Source organism: Sediminicoccus sp. BL-A-41-H5 (genome assembly GCF_050632405.1).
Lineage (GTDB): Bacteria > Pseudomonadota > Alphaproteobacteria > Acetobacterales > Acetobacteraceae > Roseococcus.
On the sequence record NZ_CP192601.1, the window covers coordinates 757,610 to 776,199 of the forward strand.

Here is an 18,590-nt window from a genome sequence, read left to right on the forward strand (position 1 = left end):
TTCACCCCTTCCTTACCACCTCCGGATACATCACCTTGTCGCCATGGGTGAACATCTTCGCGAGCTCCGCCTCGGTGATGACTTCCGGCGTCCGCCCATTCACCGCGCAGAGCTGCTCCACGATGATGTTGCGCTTCACCTCGCTCACCAGCACGCAGGTGCGGTGATAGGCCTCCGACAGCGTGCGGCCCAGCACGGTGAAGCCGTGGCGGCGCATGATGATGCAGTTCGTGTCCTGGATGAAGGTCTTGATCGGCGCCACATCCTCCTCGACGTTGATGGAGGCCGGCAGGTAATGGGCGGGCTTCTGCATGAGGAAGCCATAGGTCAGGCTGAAGGAGCGGATCTCCTCATAGCCCGCTGCCAGGAAGGCGATCGTCTCGTCATGATGCAGATGGATCACGCAGTTCACATCGGGGCGCAGCCGCAGGATCTCGCGGTTCATCTGGTGGCCGACGGTCGTGGCGCGCTCGCCGGCCAGGATGCGGCCATAGGGGATGTCGGTGATGACGAGATCCTCGACTTCCACTTCCTCCAGGCTGATGCCCTGGGGCTTGGCGTAGCAGATGCCCTGCTCGTAATCCGGGTGCGGCACGCGGATCACCATGCCGCCGACGCTGCTGTTCACGAGGCCGCGCGCGGCCAGGCGATGCGCGTATTTCACATAGTCGCCACTCACCTTGGGGTCGAAGCTCACGCGCGGGTCGGGCGTGAGTTCGTTCACGCGAAACGGGGGGTTCATGCCATCCATGGCGGTGTCTCCTGTTCGGGCCTATTCGGGACGGATGTCGAGGCGCTGGGCGAGCGCGCGCCAGCGGGCTGAGTCGGCGGCGATGCTGGCGGCGAAGGCGGCGGGCGTGGACATCACGGGCTCGATGTCGCTCGCGCGCATCTCGGCGCGGCCGGCATCGGTCAGGAAATGCGCGGCCAGCGCCTGCTGCATGCGGGTGGCGATGGCAGGCGGCAGGCCGGCGGGTGCGACGAGGCCATACCAGAAGACGGCGTCGAAGCCCGCGACACCCAGGCTCTCGAAGGTCGGCACGCCGGGCAGCAGGTTGGAGCGCTGCGTCACGGCGAAGGCCTTGAGCTGCCCGTCCCGCACCATGGCGGCGGAGGCGGGCGGATTGTCCAGCAGCGCGCCCACCGTCCCGTTCAGCAGGTCGGGATAGACCTGGGAGGAGCCGCGATAGGGCACGTGGTGCATCTGAAGCCCCGTCAGCAGCTCGAATTGCCGCGTCAGCAGGTAGCCCAGCGTGGTGACGCCGACCGAGGCATAGCTCACCTGCCCCGGCCGCGCCCGGACATGGGCCAGGAATTCGGCGAGGTTGTTCGCCGGGATCGCGCGGCCCGCCACCAGCACATAGGGCGTGGTGCCGAGCATGGTGATGGCGGTGAAGGAGGTGACGGGGTCATAGGGCACGTCGCGCTGCAGGACGGTCGCGACGGGATGCGTGCTCGTGGTGGCGACGCCGATGGTGTAGCCATCCGGCGTTGCGCGGGCGACGGCGTTGCTGCCGATGGTGCCGCCCGCGCCGGGCCGGTTCTCGATGACGATGGGCTGGCCCAGCGCCTCGGAGAGGCGCCGCGTCGCGATCCGCGCCGCGAGGTCCGTGCCGCCGCCCGCCGGGAAGGGCACGATGCAGCGGATGGGGCGGTTGGGCCAGGGCTCCTCGGCCGGGCTTGCCGTCTGGGCGCTTGCCACCGCGGGCAGCGCCAGCGGCGAGAGCAGGAGATGGCGGCGCTTCAGGCTCATCACACGGTCGCTCCTTGAAGGTCCGGACATGTTAGGCATGCGCCCGAGGTCACGCCAAGCGCGGGGCTTCCCTCAATTGGCGGTCGCCCCCGCCGCGCGGACGATGGGGCCCCATTTCGCCTCCTCGGCCCGCATGAAGGCGGTGTATTCGGCGGGGCCGAGCGGCCAGGGATCGGCGCCGAATTCGCGCAGCCTCCGGATCGTCGCGGGGTCCGCCAGCGCACGCAGGATGGCGGCGCTCAGCTTCTCGATCACCGGGCGCGGCGTGGCGCTGGGTGCGACCAGCCCATACCAGGAGGCGACATCGAAATCGGCGATGCCGGCCTCCTGCATGGTCGGCAGGTCGGGCAATTGCGACCAGCGGGTGGCGGAGCTCACCGCCAGGGCCTTCAGCATCCCCGCGCGGACCTGCTGGGCGGAGGCTGGGGCATTGTCGATGGCGAAGAGAATCTCCCCGCTCAGCACCGCCTGCATGTTGGGCGCCGTGCCGCGATAGGGGATGTGCGTCAGCTCCACGCCGATGCGCTGGCCGAACATCACGCCGCTGAGATGCGAGGAGGTGCCCACGCCGGCCGAGCCGAAGGTGGCCGCGCGCGGATTGGCGCGGATGAAGGCCACGAGGTCGGAGACGCTGTTGAACCCGCGCGAGGGCAGCGTGATCAGGCAATTGGGCATGGAGGCGATGCGCGCCACGCCCGTCAGGTCGCGATTGGGCTCGAAGCCCGCGCGGCGGTGGAGGTGCGGCCCGATGCCGTTGCTCGCGATGTGGTTGACCAGGAAGTTGTAGCCATCCGCCGGCGCCTGGGCGGCGATCTCGGCCGCCAGCATGCCGCCCGCCCCGGGCCGGTTGTCGAGCCAGAAGCCATGCGCGAGGCTTTCGCGCAGGCTCGGCTCCAGGATGCGCATGAAGATGTCGCTGGCGCCGCCCGGTGCGCCCCCCACGAGCACGCGCCAGGGCTTGTCAGGCCAGCTGGCGGCGGATTGGGCGGCCGCGTGGCCCGCCAGCACGAGGGAAGGGCCGCCGGCGAACAGCGCGCGGCGGGTTGCATGGGTCATGGCCTGTCCTCCCCTTGGTTGGGAGGCAGCCTGGGGCCTGGACGCCCCTGGATGCAAGAAATCCTACTCGGGGACGGCCTTGGCGATGGCCAGGAAGTCCTCGGCCACGAGGCTCGCGCCGCCCACCAGCGCGCCGTCCACATCGGGCAGGGCCATGATGGACGCCGCGTTGGAGGGCTTCACCGAGCCGCCATAGAGCAGCCGCGTGGTGCGCGCGGCCGGCCCGAAACGCTCCACCAGCGCGGTCCGCATGGTGGCGTGCATGGCGGCGATGTCGCGCTCGGTCGGTGTGCGGCCGGTGCCGATGGCCCAGACCGGCTCATAGGCGACGATGCCGCCGGCCGTGATGAAACCATAGGGGATGGAGCCGGCCAATTGCTTCTCCACCACCGAATCGGCCAGGCCCGAGAGGCGCTCGGCCTCCGTCTCGCCCACGCAGATGATGGGGATGAGGCCGGACGTCAGCGCCGCCTCGGTCTTGGCCAGGACGGCGGCGTCATTCTCGCCGTGGTTCGTCCGGCGCTCGGAATGGCCGAGGATGACATGCGTCGCCCCCACGTCGCGCAGCATCGCGGCACTCACATCGCCGGTATGGGCGCCGTGATGGGCCGCGTGGCAATCCTGCGCGCCCACGGCCACGCGGCTCCCCAGCATGAGGGCGGCCACCGTGTGAATGTGGATGAAGGGGGGGCAGATCAGAAGATCGGCATTCTCGGCCCCACCGCGCAGCGCCTCGGCCAGGCGCGCGGCTTCGCGCTGAGTGCCGTTCATCTTCCAGTTGCCCGCAATCAGCGGTCGAATCCCGGGTGTCATGGCTTTGCTCTTTCTGGTTGCGGGCATTGGACAGAAACCGCCCGCGTTTGGCAACCGGCCGGCAAACCGCTATTCGCCTGTGCATGATCACCGCAATGCGCCGGCTGGCCGGCACCTGGTTCGCCAAGCTCCTCTTCGTCCTGCTGATCCTCTCCTTCGCGGTCTGGGGGATCGAGGACATGCTGCGCAACATCGGGCGCGACACCGCCGTCGCCCGGGTGGGCGACGACGCGATCGAGGTCGAGGAGGCGCAGGAGGCCGCGCGGCGCGAGTTGCAGCGCATCCAGCGGCAGCTTCAGGGCCGGATGGAGCTGGATGCCCGCATTCGCCGCGCCGTCGCCGAACAGGCGCTGGAGGGCCTGGTGCTGGACCGCGTGCTGCGCCAGGAACAGGCGCGGATGGGGATCTCCGTGCCGGATGACGTGGTGCGGGACTACATCTTCCAGATCCCGGGCTTCGCCGGCCTGGATGGCCGCTTCTCGCGCGAGGTCTTCAACAACTTCCTCCGCAGCAATGAGATGACGGAGGCCCGCTTCCTCGACCTGCTGCGGACCGATCTGGGCCGCCAGCAGCTGGCCGGCGCGGTGCGCGCGGGCGCGGTCGCGCCCGAGGCACTGGGCCTTCGCATGCTGGCCTGGGCGCTGGAGCGCCGGACGGCCACGCTGGTCGAACTCCCCTTCGCCGAGGCGCCCGAGCCCGAGGCGCCGACCGAGGCGCAGCTCGCCCGCTATCACGAGAACAATGCCCGGCAATTCTCGACGCCCGAATATCGCGACGTGGCGCTGGCGACGCTCAACGCCGCCCGCCTGATGGGCGAGGTGCAGGTGAGCGAGCGCGACATCGAGGACGCCTATGCCGCCAACCGCGCCCGCTACGAGACGCCCGAGAAACGTGAGGTCTTCCAGGCCGTGATGCAGGATGAGGCGGCGGCCCAGGCCATCGCAACCGCCTGGCGCCAGGCGGCGGATTTCGCCGCGATCGAGCAGGCGGCGCAGGCGGCGGGGGGCATGGCCACCGCGCTCGGCCTCTCCAGCCGCGCCGACCTGCCTTTGCCCGCGCTGGCCGATGCCGCCTTCGCGCTCACGCCCGGCGATGTCTCCGCCCCGGTGCGGACGCCCTTCGGCTGGCATGTGCTGCGCGTCGGCAGCGTCGAGGCCAGCGCCGAGCGCAGCCTGGACGAGGTGCGCGACGAACTCCGCGCCGAAATCCAGGCCGAACGCGCCGCCGACCTGGCCTTCGAGCGGGTGAACCGCGTGGAGGATGCGCTGGCCGGTGGTGCCAGCCTGGCCGAGGCCGCGCGCCGCTATGGGCTCGGCTATGTCGAGGCGCGGCTGGATGCGACCGGCCGCGCGCCGGACGGCGCGGAGGTGGCGCTGCCCGTGGCCCCCACCGTGCGCGCCCCCGTGCTGCGCGCCATCTTCACCGCCGAGCGCGGCGCCCCGCCCCGCCTGCAGGAGGGCGAATGGGGCTTCATCGCGCTTGACGTGCGTGAGATCACACCGCCCGCCTTGCGCCCGCTGGACACGGTGCGCGAGCAGGTTGTGGCCGGCTTCCTCGCCGCCGCGCGCCGCCGCTGGCAGGAGGAGCGCGCGGCCACCCTGCTGGCCGCGACCCGTGCCGGCCAGACCCTCGCCGCGGCCGCCGAGGCGGCGGACATCAAGGCCGAGGAGCTGGGCCCCTTCCCGCGCGAGCCCGGCGGCGGCAACCCCATGCCGCGCGACCTGCTGGCCCCGGTCTTCGAGCTGGCCCCCAACGCCACCACCATGATCGAGCGCGCGCAATCCTTCGCCGTGATGCAACTGCTCAGCGTGACGCCTGCCGATCTCTCGGGCGAGGCGGCGCAACTCGGCGCGCTCAGGAGCGAGACGGCGCAGGCCATGGCGGAGGATTTCGAGACGCAATACCAGGCGGCCCTCAGGGCGCGCGCCAATGTGCGGATCAATCCGCGCCTGGTGGACCAGATGGCGGGGAATTGACGTGACGGGCTTCGCCGAATTCCGCGCGGGCTTCGAGGCCGGGCAATCCCGGCTCCTCTGGCGCGAACGCGTGGCCGATCTGGAAACGCCGGTCGGCAGCTTCCTCAAGCTGGCGCATGGCCAGCCGCATTCCTTCCTCCTGGAGAGCGTGGAAGGCGGCGCCGCGCGCGGCCGCTTCTCGGCCATCGGCCTCGCACCTGACCTGATCTGGCGCTGCCGGGACGGGAAGGCGGAGTGCAACACCCAGGCGCTCGCCGCCCCCCACGCCTTCGAGCCGGAGGCGCTGCCGCCGCTCCAGGCGCTGGCCGAGCGCATCGCCGCCATCCGCACCACCCTGCCGCCCGGCCTGCCGCCGATCTCAGCGGGCCTCTTCGGCTATCTGGGCTATGACATGGTGCGCCAGATGGAGCGCCTGCCGGCCACCAACCCCGACGTGCTGGGCATCCCCGAGGCGGTGATGATCCGCCCGACCCTCGTCGCCGTCTTCGACCATGTGCGGGATGCGCTGACGCTGGTCACCCCCGTCTGGGCCGATTGCGGGCTGGACGCCGAGGCCGCCTGGGCGCTGGCGCAGTCGCGCCTGGACGAGGCCGAGGCCGCGCTGGACCGCCCCCTGCCCCGCCCGGCGCCCCCGGCCCGGCTGCCGGCGCCGCCCGCGCCGACCTCGAACTTCACGGCCGAGGGCTACATGGCGGCCGTCGAGCGCGCGCGGGAATATATCCGCGCGGGCGATGCCTTCCAGATCGTCCCCAGCCAGCGCTTCTCGGCGCCCTTCGCGCTGCCGCCTTTTGCCCTGTATCGCGCGCTGCGCCGGATCAACCCCGCGCCCTACCTGACCTTCTTCGATTTCGGCGGCTTCGCCACCGTCGGCGCCTCGCCGGAGATCCTGGTGAGCGTGAAGGAGGGCGAAGTCACCATCCGCCCGCTGGCCGGCACGCGCCGCCGGGGTGCGACGCCCGAGGAAGACCTGGCGCTGGAGGCGGAGCTCCTGGCCGACCCGAAGGAGCGCGCGGAGCACCTCATGCTGCTCGACCTCGGCCGCAACGATGTGGGCCGTGTGGCCGCCATCGGCACGGTGAAGGTGACGGCGCAGTTCCGCATCGAGCGCTATTCGCAGGTCATGCACATCGCCTCCGAGGTGCGCGGGCGGCTCCGCCAGGGGCTTTCCGCGCTGGATGCGCTGCAGGCGGGCTTCCCCGCCGGCACGCTCTCGGGCGCGCCCAAGGTGCGCGCCATGGAGATCATCGAGGAGCTGGAACCCTCGCGGCGCGGCCTCTATGCGGGCGGCCTCGGCTATTTCGGCGTGGATGGCAACATGGATGTCTGCATCGCGCTGCGCACCGCGCTGGTGAAGGAGGGCGTGCTGCATGTCCAGGCCGGCGCCGGCGTGGTGGCGGACAGCGACCCGCGCGCCGAGCATGAGGAATGCATCCAGAAGGCCAAGGCGCTGTTCCGCGCGGCCGAGGAAGCGGTGCGCTTCGCCGCTGGCGGGCGGTAGCGCGCACTTGCCGCCCTGGCGCGCCCGCGCCAGCATGCGCCCATGCAAGACGCGCTGACCGACCTCCTCACCGAGCACGAGACCGGCTTCGCCGTCGGCGTGCTGGGCGCGATCGGCGAATTCATCCGCGATGAGGGCGAGCCGGTGGTGGAAACGCCGCTCGGGCGGCTGACCGCGCGCGGCGGAATCGCCATCCGTCTGGCGCGCGCCGAACCGCGCCTCATCGCCTGGGAGGAACCCTCGACCGATCCACGCCTCTGGAAGCAGGCGGCGGCGCTGATCCTGCCGGAGGAGGAGGCAGCGATCGGCGGCAATGCGGCCGTGACGGAACTCGGCCCCGACAACCAGGCACTGCGCGAGGAGGACCGGACGGCGGAACTCTTCGACATGGGCGTGGGCTTCGCGCATCTGCGCGCCTGCGTCCGCACCTCGGATCCCGCGCTGATCCGGGTGCTGCGCGATTCCTGCGGCATGCCGCTGCTGGACCGCGACAACCCGGCGGCGATGGCGATCATCCACCACTCGCCGCACCGCGTCTTCGTCTCGAAGCTGGCGCGGATCGAGGTCTTCCAGCCCATCCCGCCGCCGGATGGCCGCTCGCCCGAGGGGCCGCACACACATCTGCTGCCCAAGCTGCTGGGCACCGGGCGCGCCCATGCGGCGACCAGCCCCATCCCCGAGGGCTGGGTGAGCGTGCTCGACATCTTCCCCGCCCACCCGATGCGCACGCCGATGCTGGAGCCCCGCCCCTTCGACGCGGCGCGGCATGCGGGTTTCCAGGCGCTGCTGGCCCGCTTCGGCCTGCCGGAGCTGCTGGCCGCCAAGGCGGAGGCGCGGCGCACCGGGGCCGAGGCGGGCCATGACCGCCACGCCCGCGCCGCCGCGAAGGTCGCGCTGCGGCAGATGGCGGCGGAGGCAGGATTGCAACCGGCGTAAGCCGGGCGGATGATCCGGCATCGGAACCGAAGAAGGGTCATCGCATGCGTCGCCTCGCCCCCCTCGCCCTGCTGGTTGCCCTCGCGGGCTGCCAATCCACCGACCAGCTCCTGGCGGGCGGCGACGCCCCGGCGATCCGCACGGCCGAGGCGCGGGCGCGCTTCGAGATGAACTGCCCGGCCGCCCAGGGCAGCGTTCTGTCGAGCCGCGTCGTCATCCCCGAGGATCTGCGCCGCGCCGTCGAACGCGCGGAATACACGGTGGGGGTGGCGGGCTGCGGCCAGCGCGCCGTCTATATCGTGGGCTGCCCGCTGGGCGATCCCAATTGCATCGCGATCCGGCAGGACCGGCCGGCGGGCTGAGGCTTTCGGCTGCGCGGATGATTTACCGCCTCGGCGTTCCGCCGCGGCGGATCATGCGCGAGATTGCTGCGCGGATGATTCACCGCCTCGGCGTTTCGCCGCGGCGGATCATGCGCGAGATTGCTGCGCGGATGATTCACCGCCCCGGCGTTTCGCCGCGGCGGATCATGCGCGAGGTTGACGCAGGCGGCGGCGGGCGGGCAGTTTGCCCGCATGCTCCTGCTCATCGACAATTACGACAGCTTCACCTTCAACCTGTACCACTTCCTGGGTGACCTGGGGGTGGAGCCGGTGGTGCGCCGCAACGACGCGCTGACGGTGCAGGACGTCTTCGCGCTCCGGCCCGATGCGGTGATGCTCTCGCCCGGCCCCTGCACGCCCAATGAGGCTGGCATCTGCCTCCCCCTCATCGCCGCCTGCGCGGAGGCCCGCCTGCCGCTCATGGGCGTCTGCCTGGGCCACCAGGCGATCGGCCAGGCCTTCGGGGGCAATGTCATCCGCGCGCCCGAGCCGGTGCATGGCAAGGTCTGGGACGTGCTGCATGAGGGGCGCGGCGTCTTCGCGGGCCTGCCCTCGCCCTTCCGGGCCACGCGCTACCACTCGCTGATCGTGGAGCGGTCAAGCCTGCCCGCCGCGCTGGACATCACGGCGGAGACGGAGGATGGGCTGATCATGGGCCTCAGTCATCGCGAACTGCCCATCCATGGCGTGCAGTTCCACCCCGAGAGCATCGCCTCCGAGCATGGGCATGCCATCCTGAAGAACTTCCTGGCGGCCGCCCGCGTCGCGGCCTAGCCCCCGCCCGGCTGGACAGAAGCGGCCATCCGCGCCAAACCGCGTGCCGATCCATCATCCGCACGGAGTCCGCCGCCATGTCCCCGGCCGCGTCCAATACCTTCGAGACCATCGCCGACATCATCGCCGAGACGGCGAGCGTGGACCGGGCGAAGATCACGCCCCAGGCCCATGTCATCAATGACCTGGGCATCGACAGCCTCGACTTCCTCGACATCGTCTTCGAGATCGACAAGCGCTTCGGCGTGAAGGTCCCGGTCGAGGCCTGGACCGAGCAGGTGAACAGCGGCAAGGCCCCGGCCGAGCAGTTCTTCATCCTCGGCGCGCTGTGCGATCGCATTGACGAGCTGGTCGCGGCCAAGCAGGGCTGAGGACCTTGCGCCTCGAATATTTCGAGATGGTGGACCGGGTGCTGGCGCATGACGCGACCACCCTCACCGCCGAGGCGCGCGTGCCCGATGCGAGCCCGGTCTTCGAGGGGCATTTCCCCGGCTTCCCCATCCTGCCCGGCGTGCTGATGATCGAGGCCATGGCCCAGGCCAGCGGTTGGCTGATGGTGGCGCGCAGCGGCTTCACCCGCATGGCGCTACTGGCCCAGACGCGCGAGGCCAAGATGCGCGGCATGGTCAAGCCCGGCGCCGTCCTCACCATCGCGGTGGAGCTGCTGCAGGAGAGCTCCGGCTATGCCGAGCTGCGCGGCGCGCTCACCGAGGCCGGGCGCAAGGTGGCCGAGGCGACGCTGCGCCTGCAGACCCTGCCCTTCCCGGCGCCCGAGCTGGAATCCGCCGTGCGCGCCCGCGCTTCCGTGATCGGTCTCGCCTGATGCTGCGCCCCGTCGCCATCACCGGCATCGGCCTCGCTTCCTCGCATGGCGAGGGCCGGGCGGCGCATGCCGCACTCCTGGGCGGCGCGGCCCCGGTGCTGGACGAAGTGAGCTTCGCCCCCCACCCGGTCCATCCCCTGCCCGCTTTGCCCTTCGAGGCCGCGATCCCGCGCCGCGAGATGCGCCAGATGGAGCAATGGCAGCGCCTCGGCGTCTACACCGCCGGCCTCGCCATCGACGATGGGGGCCTCCGCGAACGCGTGTCCGAGATGGACCTGCTGGTCGCCGCCGGCGGCGGCGAGCGCGACTGGAAGCTGGACGAGCAGATCCTGGCCGCGGCGCCGGATGAGGTGCAGCGGCACCGCATGCTGCTGGACGGGCTGCGGCCGACGCTCTTCCTGGCGCAGCTCTCCAACCTCATGGCGGGCTCGATCTCCATCGTCCACAACGTCGCCGGCTCGTCCCGCACCTTCCTGGGCGAGGAGATCTCGGGCGCCGAGGCGCTGCGCGTGGCCGCCGCGCGTGTCGCGACCGCCACCTCCGACCTCTGCCTGGTGGGCGGCGCCTTCGCCTCCGAACGGCCCGAGGTTCTGCTGCTCTTCGCCATGGGCGATGTGCTGCATGCCGGCCCCTGGCTGCCCCTGCCCGAGCGGCGCGGCATCGTCTTCGGCAGCGCCGGCGCCTTCCTGACGCTGGAGCCGCTGGAGCGGGCCACGAAGCCGGCCGCCATCCTGCGCCATGTGGCGACCGACCAGGGCCGGCCGGAGGGCCGCGTGGCACGCCTCGCGGCCCTGCTGGCCGCAACACCCGCGCGCGCGGGCGGCTGCATGGTGATCTCGACGGCCAGCGGCGCCGAGGCCGCGACGCGGGACGAGCTGACCGCCCTCGGCTTGGCCCCCGATCTCTTCTCGGCCGATCTCCTCGGCCACCTGGTCGAACCCGCCTTCCCGGCCGGCGTGGCACTCGCGGCACTCGCCATCGCGGAAGGCCGTGCGAAGCAGGTGCTCGTCACCGGCGCCGGGCAATGGCGCGGCGAGGCCGTGGCCCTGCTGGAGGCGCCCTGATGAACAAGCGCATCGCCATCACCGGGCTGGGCATGGTGACCGCGCTGGGCTTCGGCGCCGAGGCGAATTGGGCGGCCATGGTCGCCGGCCGCTCGGGCATCCGCCGCATCACGCGCTTCGACACGACCGGCATGCGCGCCAGCATCGCCGGCTGCGTGGATTTGCCGGAGGACAAGCCGGGCCTGCCGCTTTCCGTCTCCGCCCGCGCGCAGCGCCTGGGCGAGGCCGCGGTGGGCGAGGCGCTGGCCCAGGCAGGCCTTGCCGCGCCCTTCGACGGGCCCCTTTGCATCGGCATGCCGCCGGTCGAGATCGAATGGCCGCAGCGCGCGGGCTTCGGTGGCACGACCTATGCCGGACTGATCCAGGCCGCGGCCGGGCAGCAGGCGCTGTATGAGGAGTTCCTCTTCGGCGGTGCCGCGACCCGCATCGCCGAGCGCTTCGGCACGCGGGGCGTTCCGCAGGTGGTGACCACCGCCTGCGCCTCCGGCGCCTCGGCCATCCAATTGGCGCTGGAGGCCATCCGCCGCGGCGAGGCGAAGATGGCGATCGCCGCCGGCAGCGAGGCCAGCCTGCAGCCCGAGACGCTGATCCGCTTCGGCCTGCTCCAGGCGCTCTCGACGCGCAATGACGACCCGGAGGGCGCCTCGCGCCCCTTCACCCTCTCGCGCGACGGCTTCGTCATGGCCGATGGCGCCGGCGCCCTGATCCTGGAGGATGAGGACCACGCGCGGGCGCGCGGGGCCAACATCCTCGGCTATGTGCTGGGCGCGGGCGAGGCGGCCGACACCTTCCACCGCACGCGCTCCGCGCCCGACGGCTCGGCCATCATCCGCTGCATGCAGCGCGCCCTGGATGATGCGGGGCTGACGCCGGCCGAGATCGGCTATGTCAACGCGCATGGCACCTCCACGCCCGAGAACGACAAGATGGAGGCGATGGCGGTGCGCGCGCTCTTCGGCGACGCGCCGCCGCCGCCCGTGGGTTCGACCAAATCCATGATCGGCCACACGCTCTCGGCCGCGGGCGCGATCGAGGCCGGAATCTGCCTGCTGGCGCTGCGCCACCAGATGCTGCCGCCCACCATCAACCAGGCGGATGTGGACCCGGATCTGGGCGTGGACACCATCCCCGTGGCGCGGCCGCACAGCTTCCGCGCCGCCCTGTCCAATTCCTTCGGCTTTGGCGGCCAGAACGTGGCCGTGGTGATCGGCGCCGCCTGAGGCGGTCAGCCGAGCAAGGCCCGCAGCGCGGCGAGCAGCGGTTCCGGCATGGCCGGCTTGGCGATCAGGGGCCGGTCGTGCATCGCGGCGGGCAGGTGCTCCACGCCGTGGCCGGAGAGGAAGGCGAAGGGCACGTCCTGGGCCGCCAGCGCCTCGGCCACCGGCAGGCAGGTGACGCCGCCCAGATCGAGATCGAGCAGCGCCGCATCCGGCGGCCCTTGCGCGATGAGATCGAGCGCCGGAGCCACGGCATGGGCCGGGCCCATCACCTCGAAGCCTTCGAGGGCCAGCAGTTCCGCCATGTGCAGCGCGATGAGCGGCTGGTCCTCGACCAGGAGGATACGCGCGCCCATCGCGTCAGCCGGCGAGGGCCGCAAGCACCGCATCGCCCATGGCACGGGTGCCGATCACCGTCTCGCCTTCCGCGGCGATGTCGCCGGTGCGGGCGCCTTTCGCCAGGGCCTGCTCCACCGCCCGCTCCAGGGCCGCCGCGTCCTCGGGGCGGTTGGCGCTCCAGCGCAGCAGCATGGCGACGGAGAGGATGGCGCCCAAGGGGTTGGCGATGCCCTGCCCCGCGATGTCGGGCGCCGAGCCGTGGATGGGCTCGTAGAGCGCGCGGCGGCGGCCCGTGGCATCGGGGGCGGAGAGCGAGGCCGAGGGCAGCATGCCGAGCGAGCCGATGATGGCGCCGGCCGCATCGCTCAGCAGGTCCCCGAAGAGGTTGTCGGTCACCAGCACGTCGAAGCGGCCGGGCGCGCGGGCGAGCTGGATGGCGCAATTATCGGCCAGCATGTTCTGGAATTCCACATCGGGAAATTCCTCGCGATGGATCTTGCCCACCACCTCGCGCCAGAGGGCGCCGGCCTCCATCACATTCGCCTTGTCCACGCTGGTCACATGGTTGCGCCGCGTGCGGGCGAGCTGGAAGGCGAAGCGAGCGGCGCGGGCGATCTCGGCCTCGGTGTAGCTGTGCGTGTTGATCCCCCGCCGCGTGCCATCGGGCAACGTCTCGACGCCGCGCGGGGTGCCGAAATACATGCCCGCCGTGAGTTCGCGCACGAAGCAGAGATCCACGCCCTGCGTGATGCGCGGCTTGTAGGGGCTGGCCTCGGCGAGTGCCGCCGGCATCCGCACCGGGCGGAGATTGGCGAAGAGGTCGAGCGCCTTGCGCATCCGCAGCAGCGAGCCCTTGCGCCGCTCCTCCGGCGGGACCACGCCCTGCTGGTCGATGGAGCCAGTGGCGCCGAAGAGGATGGCATCGGCCGCTTCGATCTGCGCCCAGGTCTCGTCGGGCATCAGCGTGCCGTGCTTGTGCCAGTTCACGATGCCGAAATCGCGCTCGATCAGCGTGAGGGCGAGGCCGCGATGCTCGGCGAACCAACGCAGGACGCGCACGGCCTCGGCCGTGACCTCGGGGCCCACGCCATCGCCGGGCAGGACGAGGACCTTCATGCCACATTCTCCCAGGCCCAGCCGCGCTCGGCGCGGTCCTTGGCCTTCCAGGCCTCGATGGCATCGGCGTGCTTCATCGTGAGCGCGATGTCGTCCAGCCCGTGCAGCATCGCCTCGCGCTTGCGCTGGTCCACGGTGAAGGGAATGGCCTCGCCGGAGGGGGTGATGACCACCTGGCGCTCCAGGTCCACCGTGGTGCGGGCATTGCCGGGGCTGGCCTGGGTTTCCTCCGCGATGCGGCGCACCACCTCGATCGGCAGCTTCACAGGCAGCAGCCCGTTCTGGAAGCAATTGGAGAAGAAGATATCGCCGAAGCTGGGGGCGATGACGCAGCGCACGCCCATGCCCATCAGCGCCCAGACCGCGCCCTCGCGGGAGGAGCCGCAGCCGAAGTTTTCCGCCGCCAGCAGGATGGGGCTTTCTCGATAGGGCGCCTGGTTCGGGATGAAGTCGGGATTGTCACGGCCGTCGGGCAGATAGCGGCGGCGCTCGAAGGCATGGACCCCGAGACCCTTGCGGCCGGTGCCGACCAGGCGCTGGATCGGGATGATCACATCCGTGTCCACATTGGCCTCCATCAGCGGGATGGCGCAGCCGGTGACGGATTGGAAGTTTTCCATCTCAGAAGCTCCTCACATCCACGATGGCGCCGGCGAGTGCGGCGGCCGCGGCCATGGCGGGGGAGGCCAGATGGGTGCGCGCCCCGGTGCCCTGGCGGCCCACGAAATTGCGGTTGGAGGTGGAGACGCAGCGCGCGCCATCGGGCACGGATTCGCCATTGGCCGCGACGCAGAGGGCGCAGCCTGGCTCGCGCCATTCGAAGCCGGCCTCGCGGAAGCGGTGGTGCAGCCCTTCCGCCTCGGCTTCGGCCTTCACCGTCTCGCTGCCCGGGACCACCCAGGCGGTGACGTGATCGGCCTTCCTGCGGCCCTTGATGACCGCGGCGGCGGCCCGCAGGTCGGAGAGGCGGGAATTGGTGCAGGAGCCGATGAAGACCCAGTCCACCCGCGTGCCCTCCAGCTTCTGGCCGGGCTGCAGGCCCATATAGTCGAGAGCGGCTTCCCAGGCGGCGCGCTTCGCGTCATTCGGCGCCTCGCGCGGATCAGGCACATGGGAGGTGACGGCGGCGACCTGCTCGGGGCTGGTGCCCCAGGTGATCTGCGGCGCGATGTCGCGCATGTGGATGACCTCGTCGCGGGTGAATGTCGCGCCGGGGTCGCTGGGCAACTCGCGCCAGTCGCGCAAAGCGGCCTCCCAGGCGGCGCCCTTCGGCGCATATTCGCGGCCGGCGAGGTATTCGAAGGTGACGTCATCCGGCGCCACCATGCCGACCTTGGCCCCCATCTCGATGGAGAGGTTGCAGAGTGTCAGGCGCTCCTCCATCGACAGCGCGCGCACGGCGCTGCCGGCGTACTCCATCGCCATTCCGGTGCCGGCGGCGGCACTGAAGCGGCCGATGGCGGCAAGGATCATGTCCTTCGCGGTGACACCGGGCGGGCGCTCGCCCTCGAAGCGGATGCGGAAGGTGCCCGGCCGGCGCTGCGGCAGGGTCTGCGTGGCCAGCGCATGGCCCAGTTCGCTGGCGCCGATCCCGAAGGCCATGGCCCCCACGCCGCCATTGGTGCAGGTGTGGCTGTCGCCGCAGGCGAGCGTCAGGCCCGGCAGCACGATGCCCAATTCGGGCGCGATGACATGGACGATGCCATTGCCCGGCTTGTTCAGGTCGAACATGCGCACGCCCTCGGCGGCGCAGCGTTCGCGCAGCGAATTGATCAGGCGCTCGCCCTTCGGATAGCTCGCGGCCGTGCGGCCGGGTGCCGAGGAGACGGCGTGGTCCGGCGTGGCGAAGACCTTCTTCGGCTCGGCGACGCGGCGCCCGGCTTCGGCCAGTTCCGCCATGGCGCGGCCGCCGCTCAGATCATGGACCAGGATGCGGTCGAGATAGAGCAGCGACCAGCCTTCCCCGAGATCGGCGATGACGTGCCGGTCCCAGATCTTGTCGAACATCGTTTTGGGCATCGTCCCCTCCCGAGGGATCACTGCGTCTCTTGAAGTGCGGCGGTGACGATGGCGTCATCCACGCAATGTGCATAGCCGGGCGCCCGCTGGATGGCGCCCGCGCTGAGCATGGCCGATTCGAGGCGGTTCCACGGCTCTGGCGGGAAATGCGGGTCCTTCGTCCAGATGCCAAGACCGCGATAGCGGGCGATGCAGAGGGCGAGCAGCGCCTGGTCCATGCCCTCGAAAAAGCCCGCGATGGTGGCGGCGATCTCCTCCGGCGTGGCGGCCATGAACCAGGCCTGCGTCGCGGCCAGGCCACGGATCATCGCGCGGAACTCCGGCGCGTATTCGGCGATGTTGGCGGCCGTCGAATAGAAGGTGGTGTAGCTGGTGGGCCCGCGCGAGGCCGCCGCATGCCAGACATGGCCGGTGCCGTCCCGCTCCATCTGGCTGGCGAAGGGCTCGAAAAGCTGGGCCGCGTCGAGGCGGCCTTCCATCACGGCGGCGGCATTGGCGGCCATGGGCTGGTCGGTCACGCGGGCGATGCCGTCGGGGTCCAGGCCGGCGCGGCGGATGTCGTCCTGCAGGGTCCACCAGGGGGTGGGCACCTCGCTCACCGTGCCGAGCTTCATCCCCTCGAGGTCGGTCAGCTTGAAACCGGGGCGCGGCGCGCGGCCGATCAGGAAGAAGGGGTCGCCCAGGATGGCGGCGCCGAAATTGCGCAGGGGGGAATCGGGGTCGGCATTGTGCGCCAGAAGGATTCGCATGGGCCCGCCCCAGGCCAGATGCGCGTGGCCCTCCAGCACCGCATCCTTGGCCAGCGATGGCTGGGTGCCGGCGCGGACCGTGACGCTCACACCCGCCTGGGCATAGGCGTCGCGCGCCAGGGCTGCGTAGTAGGGGGCGTAGAAGACGGCCCGGAAGGGCTCTTGCAGGGTGATCTGGCGCATCCCGGCATCCTGCGGCACGGGCCGTGGGGGATCAACCGAGGTTGCTCCCCGCGGCCCGCGATTGCTGCCGGGCTGATTCACATCTTTGGCGATTCCACCAAAGCCGATCAGACTGGACGCACCGCCAAGAGAGGCCCCGTCATGCTGCACCGCCGCCACCTGCTCGCCGCCGCCACGCTCACGCCTGTTGCCGCGCAGGCGCAGTTCACGCGGCCGTTGCGCCTCATCATCCCGGTCGGAGTCGCGGGCGTGACGGATGTGGTGGGTCGCATCCTGGCGGAAGGCATGCAGGGGCAACTCGGCCAGCCCATCGTGCCGGAGAATGTGGTGGGCGCCGGCAGCACCGTCGGCGCGGCCGCCTTCCACCGCGCGGCGAATGACGGGCAGACCCTCTTCATCGGCACCAACAACCACCCGGTGATGCGCGCGGTCTATCCGAATTTCCCGCATGACCCCGTGACCGATTTCGTGGCCGTCGCCGGCATTGGCCGGCAGCCCTTCATCCTCGCCGTTCATCCCGACGTCCCGGCGAACGACCTGCCCGGCCTGCTGGCCTGGCTGCGGGCGCGGGGCGAGGCGGCCAATTACGGCTCGGCCAATCCCGGCGCCACGAACCATCTGGCGGGCGAGTTCTTCAAGCAGCTCTCCGGCACGCAATTCACCATCGTGCCCTACCGCACCGCCGCCGCCGCCGTGCAGGACCTGCTGGCGGGGCGGATGAACTTCTCCATCGACAGCCCGACGCTGATGATGCCGCTGATCCGCGACGGCAAGCTCAAGCCCATCGCCGTGACGAGTGCCGAGGCCTCGGCGCTGGCCCCCGGCCTGCCGCCCATCGCCAGCGCCCTGCCCGGCTATGACCTGACCGCCTGGCAGGTGCTCTTCACCCGGCCGGGCGGGCCGGAAGAGGCGCGGCGGGCGGTGCAGGCGGCAGCCCTGGCCGCCGTGGCTGATCCGGGGGTGAAGGCCAGGCTGCTCGCCGCCAATGTCGAGACCTGGCCCGACCCCTCGCCCGAGGCCGCGGCGCGGCATGTGGCCGCCGAAGTCGCGCGCTGGGCGCCGATCGTGGCGCGAATCACCCCCGGCTGAAGCCCCTTGGGTTGACCATCCGCCGCCCCGCCCCGATCTTCGGGGCGGGAGGGCGCAAGGCCATGTTTTCACTGCGAGGCCGCAAGGCCTTCATCACCGGCGCCTCGGGCCTGCTGGGCGCGCATTTCGCACGTGTGCTGCATGCGGCCGGCGCCCAGGTGGTCCTGGCCGCGCGGCGCATCGAATCCTGCGAGGCGCTGGCGCGGCAACTGGGGCCGGAGGCAAGCGCCATCCGCCTCGACGTGCAGGATGAGGCGAGCATCGCCGCCGCCTTCGAAGCGGCACCCGATTGCGACATCCTGGTGAACAATGCCGGCATCGCGGCGACCAAATCATTCCTCGATCACAAAGCGGCGGATTTCGACCAGGTGGTCTCCATCAACCTGCGCGGCGCCTTCCTCGTCGGCCAGGCGGCGGCGCGGCGGATGGTGGCGAACAAGACCGGCGGCTCCATCATCAACATCGCCTCCGTGCTGGGTGAGCGCGTGATCCCGGGCGTGGTCGGCTACACCGCCGCCAAGGCCGGGCTGATCCAGATGACGCGGCAGATGGCCGTCGAACTCGCGCGCCACGACATCCGCGTGAATGCGATCGCACCCGGCTATATCGCCTCCGACATCAATGCCGATTTCTTCGCCTCGGACGCGGGCCAGGCGATGATCAAGCGGATCCCCCAGCGACGCCTGGGCAAGGCGGAGGACCTGGACGGACCGCTGCTGCTGCTGGCGTCCCGGGCCGGCGCGCACATGACGGGCAGCGTCATCACCGTGGATGGCGGCCACAGCATCAATCCCCTCTGAAA

At 71.1% G+C, this 18,590-nt stretch carries 20 protein-coding genes; 11 read left to right on the forward strand and 9 right to left on the reverse strand.

All coding sequences use genetic code 11. The annotated features are described in order from the left end of the window. Position 1: 1 nt before the first annotated feature. From ACQ860_RS03845 to tpiA, 4 genes are all read right to left on the reverse strand, one after another. Positions 2 to 751 carry a class II aldolase/adducin family protein gene (locus ACQ860_RS03845; RefSeq protein ID WP_431302089.1) on the reverse strand — a complete coding sequence of 250 codons (750 nt, stop codon included), beginning with the start codon at positions 749 to 751 and terminating at the stop codon, positions 2 to 4. Between the two features lie 21 nt (positions 752 to 772). After that, positions 773 to 1,753, reverse strand: coding sequence for a Bug family tripartite tricarboxylate transporter substrate binding protein (locus ACQ860_RS03850; RefSeq protein WP_431302090.1), 981 nt, complete (start codon positions 1,751 to 1,753; stop codon positions 773 to 775). A 72-nt stretch (positions 1,754 to 1,825) separates the two neighbouring features. Continuing rightward, entirely contained in the window at positions 1,826 to 2,809 is a 984-nt protein-coding gene (locus tag ACQ860_RS03855) for a Bug family tripartite tricarboxylate transporter substrate binding protein (RefSeq protein WP_431302091.1), read from the reverse strand. Between the two features lie 63 nt (positions 2,810 to 2,872). Beyond that, on the reverse strand, positions 2,873 to 3,610 hold the full coding sequence (gene tpiA / locus ACQ860_RS03860; protein ID WP_431305719.1) for a triose-phosphate isomerase: 738 nt from the start codon (positions 3,608 to 3,610) through the stop codon (positions 2,873 to 2,875). A gap of 107 nt (positions 3,611 to 3,717) precedes the next feature. Here tpiA and ACQ860_RS03865 point away from each other — a divergent pair, with 107 nt between their 5' ends. The 9 genes from ACQ860_RS03865 to ACQ860_RS03905 all read left to right on the forward strand — a co-directional run bounded on the left by ACQ860_RS03865 (position 3,718) and on the right by ACQ860_RS03905 (position 12,296). Next, the gene (locus tag ACQ860_RS03865; protein ID WP_431302092.1) at positions 3,718 to 5,598 is read left to right on the forward strand and encodes a SurA N-terminal domain-containing protein; all 1,881 of its coding nucleotides are present in this window, start codon (positions 3,718 to 3,720) and stop codon (positions 5,596 to 5,598) included. After that, a complete protein-coding gene (trpE, locus tag ACQ860_RS03870) occupies positions 5,552 to 7,096 on the forward strand; it encodes an anthranilate synthase component I (protein ID WP_431302093.1) in 1,545 nt (514 codons plus the stop codon). Before ACQ860_RS03865 ends, trpE begins: the two co-directional genes overlap by 47 nt. A 42-nt stretch (positions 7,097 to 7,138) precedes the next feature. Continuing rightward, positions 7,139 to 8,032: a DUF6925 family protein gene (locus ACQ860_RS03875; protein WP_431302094.1), complete on the forward strand. Its 894-nt coding sequence runs from the start codon at positions 7,139 to 7,141 to the stop codon at positions 8,030 to 8,032. 44 nt (positions 8,033 to 8,076) lie between these two features. Next, complete coding sequence (locus ACQ860_RS03880) at positions 8,077 to 8,394, forward strand: hypothetical protein (RefSeq protein WP_431302095.1); 318 nt, start codon at positions 8,077 to 8,079, stop codon at positions 8,392 to 8,394. A gap of 213 nt (positions 8,395 to 8,607) precedes the next feature. Next, complete coding sequence (locus tag ACQ860_RS03885) at positions 8,608 to 9,189, forward strand: anthranilate synthase component II (protein WP_431302096.1); 582 nt, start codon at positions 8,608 to 8,610, stop codon at positions 9,187 to 9,189. 77 nt (positions 9,190 to 9,266) lie between these two features. Then, positions 9,267 to 9,560: an acyl carrier protein gene (locus ACQ860_RS03890; RefSeq protein ID WP_213611940.1), complete on the forward strand. Its 294-nt coding sequence runs from the start codon at positions 9,267 to 9,269 to the stop codon at positions 9,558 to 9,560. A gap of 5 nt (positions 9,561 to 9,565) precedes the next feature. Continuing rightward, positions 9,566 to 10,012 (forward strand): 3-hydroxyacyl-ACP dehydratase FabZ family protein, encoded by a 447-nt coding sequence (locus ACQ860_RS03895; protein ID WP_431302097.1) that lies wholly within the window; start codon positions 9,566 to 9,568, stop codon positions 10,010 to 10,012. Further along, complete coding sequence (locus ACQ860_RS03900; RefSeq protein ID WP_431302098.1) at positions 10,012 to 11,076, forward strand: beta-ketoacyl-ACP synthase; 1,065 nt, start codon at positions 10,012 to 10,014, stop codon at positions 11,074 to 11,076. The genes ACQ860_RS03895 and ACQ860_RS03900 overlap by 1 nt, the downstream gene beginning before the upstream one ends. After that, positions 11,076 to 12,296 carry a beta-ketoacyl synthase N-terminal-like domain-containing protein gene (locus ACQ860_RS03905; RefSeq protein ID WP_431302099.1) on the forward strand — a complete coding sequence of 407 codons (1,221 nt, stop codon included), beginning with the start codon at positions 11,076 to 11,078 and terminating at the stop codon, positions 12,294 to 12,296. Before ACQ860_RS03900 ends, ACQ860_RS03905 begins: the two co-directional genes overlap by 1 nt. Before the next feature lie 5 nt (positions 12,297 to 12,301). Here the strand turns inward: ACQ860_RS03905 and ACQ860_RS03910 are convergent, their stop codons facing one another. The 5 genes from ACQ860_RS03910 to ACQ860_RS03930 are packed head-to-tail and all read right to left on the reverse strand — an operon-like array spanning position 12,302 to position 16,699. Continuing rightward, on the reverse strand, positions 12,302 to 12,649 hold the full coding sequence (locus ACQ860_RS03910) for a response regulator (protein WP_431302100.1): 348 nt from the start codon (positions 12,647 to 12,649) through the stop codon (positions 12,302 to 12,304). Between the two features lie 4 nt (positions 12,650 to 12,653). Next, complete coding sequence (gene leuB / locus ACQ860_RS03915; RefSeq protein ID WP_431302101.1) at positions 12,654 to 13,748, reverse strand: 3-isopropylmalate dehydrogenase; 1,095 nt, start codon at positions 13,746 to 13,748, stop codon at positions 12,654 to 12,656. Continuing rightward, positions 13,745 to 14,368 (reverse strand): 3-isopropylmalate dehydratase small subunit, encoded by a 624-nt coding sequence (leuD, locus tag ACQ860_RS03920; protein WP_431302102.1) that lies wholly within the window; start codon positions 14,366 to 14,368, stop codon positions 13,745 to 13,747. Before leuD ends, leuB begins: the two co-directional genes overlap by 4 nt. Before the next feature lies 1 nt (position 14,369). Continuing rightward, positions 14,370 to 15,767 carry a 3-isopropylmalate dehydratase large subunit gene (gene leuC, locus ACQ860_RS03925; protein WP_431302103.1) on the reverse strand — a complete coding sequence of 466 codons (1,398 nt, stop codon included), beginning with the start codon at positions 15,765 to 15,767 and terminating at the stop codon, positions 14,370 to 14,372. Positions 15,768 to 15,784: 17 nt separating this feature from the next. Beyond that, entirely contained in the window at positions 15,785 to 16,699 is a 915-nt protein-coding gene (locus ACQ860_RS03930) for an ABC transporter substrate-binding protein (RefSeq protein WP_431302104.1), read from the reverse strand. Between the two features lie 141 nt (positions 16,700 to 16,840). Between ACQ860_RS03930 and ACQ860_RS03935 the strand changes: the two genes are divergently transcribed. Together ACQ860_RS03935 and ACQ860_RS03940 are read left to right on the forward strand one after the other, a co-directional pair. Further along, entirely contained in the window at positions 16,841 to 17,788 is a 948-nt protein-coding gene (locus ACQ860_RS03935) for a Bug family tripartite tricarboxylate transporter substrate binding protein (protein WP_431302105.1), read from the forward strand. 62 nt (positions 17,789 to 17,850) lie between these two features. After that, on the forward strand, positions 17,851 to 18,588 hold the full coding sequence (locus ACQ860_RS03940) for an SDR family NAD(P)-dependent oxidoreductase (RefSeq protein WP_431302106.1): 738 nt from the start codon (positions 17,851 to 17,853) through the stop codon (positions 18,586 to 18,588). Positions 18,589 to 18,590: the final 2 nt, after the last annotated feature.

Excerpts from the sequence above, each read along its gene's own strand:
- ACQ860_RS03845 (WP_431302089.1), bottom strand. The coding sequence starts at position 751 with ATGGATGGCATGAACCCCCCGTTTCGCGTGAACGAACTCACGCCCGAC.
- ACQ860_RS03850 (WP_431302090.1), bottom strand. The coding sequence starts at position 1,753 with ATGAGCCTGAAGCGCCGCCATCTCCTGCTCTCGCCGCTGGCGCTGCCC.
- ACQ860_RS03855 (WP_431302091.1), bottom strand. The coding sequence starts at position 2,809 with ATGACCCATGCAACCCGCCGCGCGCTGTTCGCCGGCGGCCCTTCCCTC.
- ACQ860_RS03865 (WP_431302092.1), top strand. The coding sequence starts at position 3,718 with ATGCGCCGGCTGGCCGGCACCTGGTTCGCCAAGCTCCTCTTCGTCCTG.
- trpE (WP_431302093.1), top strand. The coding sequence starts at position 5,552 with ATGTGCGGATCAATCCGCGCCTGGTGGACCAGATGGCGGGGAATTGAC.
- ACQ860_RS03875 (WP_431302094.1), top strand. The coding sequence starts at position 7,139 with ATGCAAGACGCGCTGACCGACCTCCTCACCGAGCACGAGACCGGCTTC.
- ACQ860_RS03880 (WP_431302095.1), top strand. The coding sequence starts at position 8,077 with ATGCGTCGCCTCGCCCCCCTCGCCCTGCTGGTTGCCCTCGCGGGCTGC.
- ACQ860_RS03885 (WP_431302096.1), top strand. The coding sequence starts at position 8,608 with ATGCTCCTGCTCATCGACAATTACGACAGCTTCACCTTCAACCTGTAC.
- ACQ860_RS03890 (WP_213611940.1), top strand. The coding sequence starts at position 9,267 with ATGTCCCCGGCCGCGTCCAATACCTTCGAGACCATCGCCGACATCATC.
- ACQ860_RS03900 (WP_431302098.1), top strand. The coding sequence starts at position 10,012 with ATGCTGCGCCCCGTCGCCATCACCGGCATCGGCCTCGCTTCCTCGCAT.
- ACQ860_RS03905 (WP_431302099.1), top strand. The coding sequence starts at position 11,076 with ATGAACAAGCGCATCGCCATCACCGGGCTGGGCATGGTGACCGCGCTG.
- ACQ860_RS03910 (WP_431302100.1), bottom strand. The coding sequence starts at position 12,649 with ATGGGCGCGCGTATCCTCCTGGTCGAGGACCAGCCGCTCATCGCGCTG.
- leuB (WP_431302101.1), bottom strand. The coding sequence starts at position 13,748 with ATGAAGGTCCTCGTCCTGCCCGGCGATGGCGTGGGCCCCGAGGTCACG.
- leuD (WP_431302102.1), bottom strand. The coding sequence starts at position 14,368 with ATGGAAAACTTCCAATCCGTCACCGGCTGCGCCATCCCGCTGATGGAG.
- leuC (WP_431302103.1), bottom strand. The coding sequence starts at position 15,767 with ATGCCCAAAACGATGTTCGACAAGATCTGGGACCGGCACGTCATCGCC.
- ACQ860_RS03930 (WP_431302104.1), bottom strand. The coding sequence starts at position 16,699 with ATGCGCCAGATCACCCTGCAAGAGCCCTTCCGGGCCGTCTTCTACGCC.
- ACQ860_RS03935 (WP_431302105.1), top strand. The coding sequence starts at position 16,841 with ATGCTGCACCGCCGCCACCTGCTCGCCGCCGCCACGCTCACGCCTGTT.
- ACQ860_RS03940 (WP_431302106.1), top strand. The coding sequence starts at position 17,851 with ATGTTTTCACTGCGAGGCCGCAAGGCCTTCATCACCGGCGCCTCGGGC.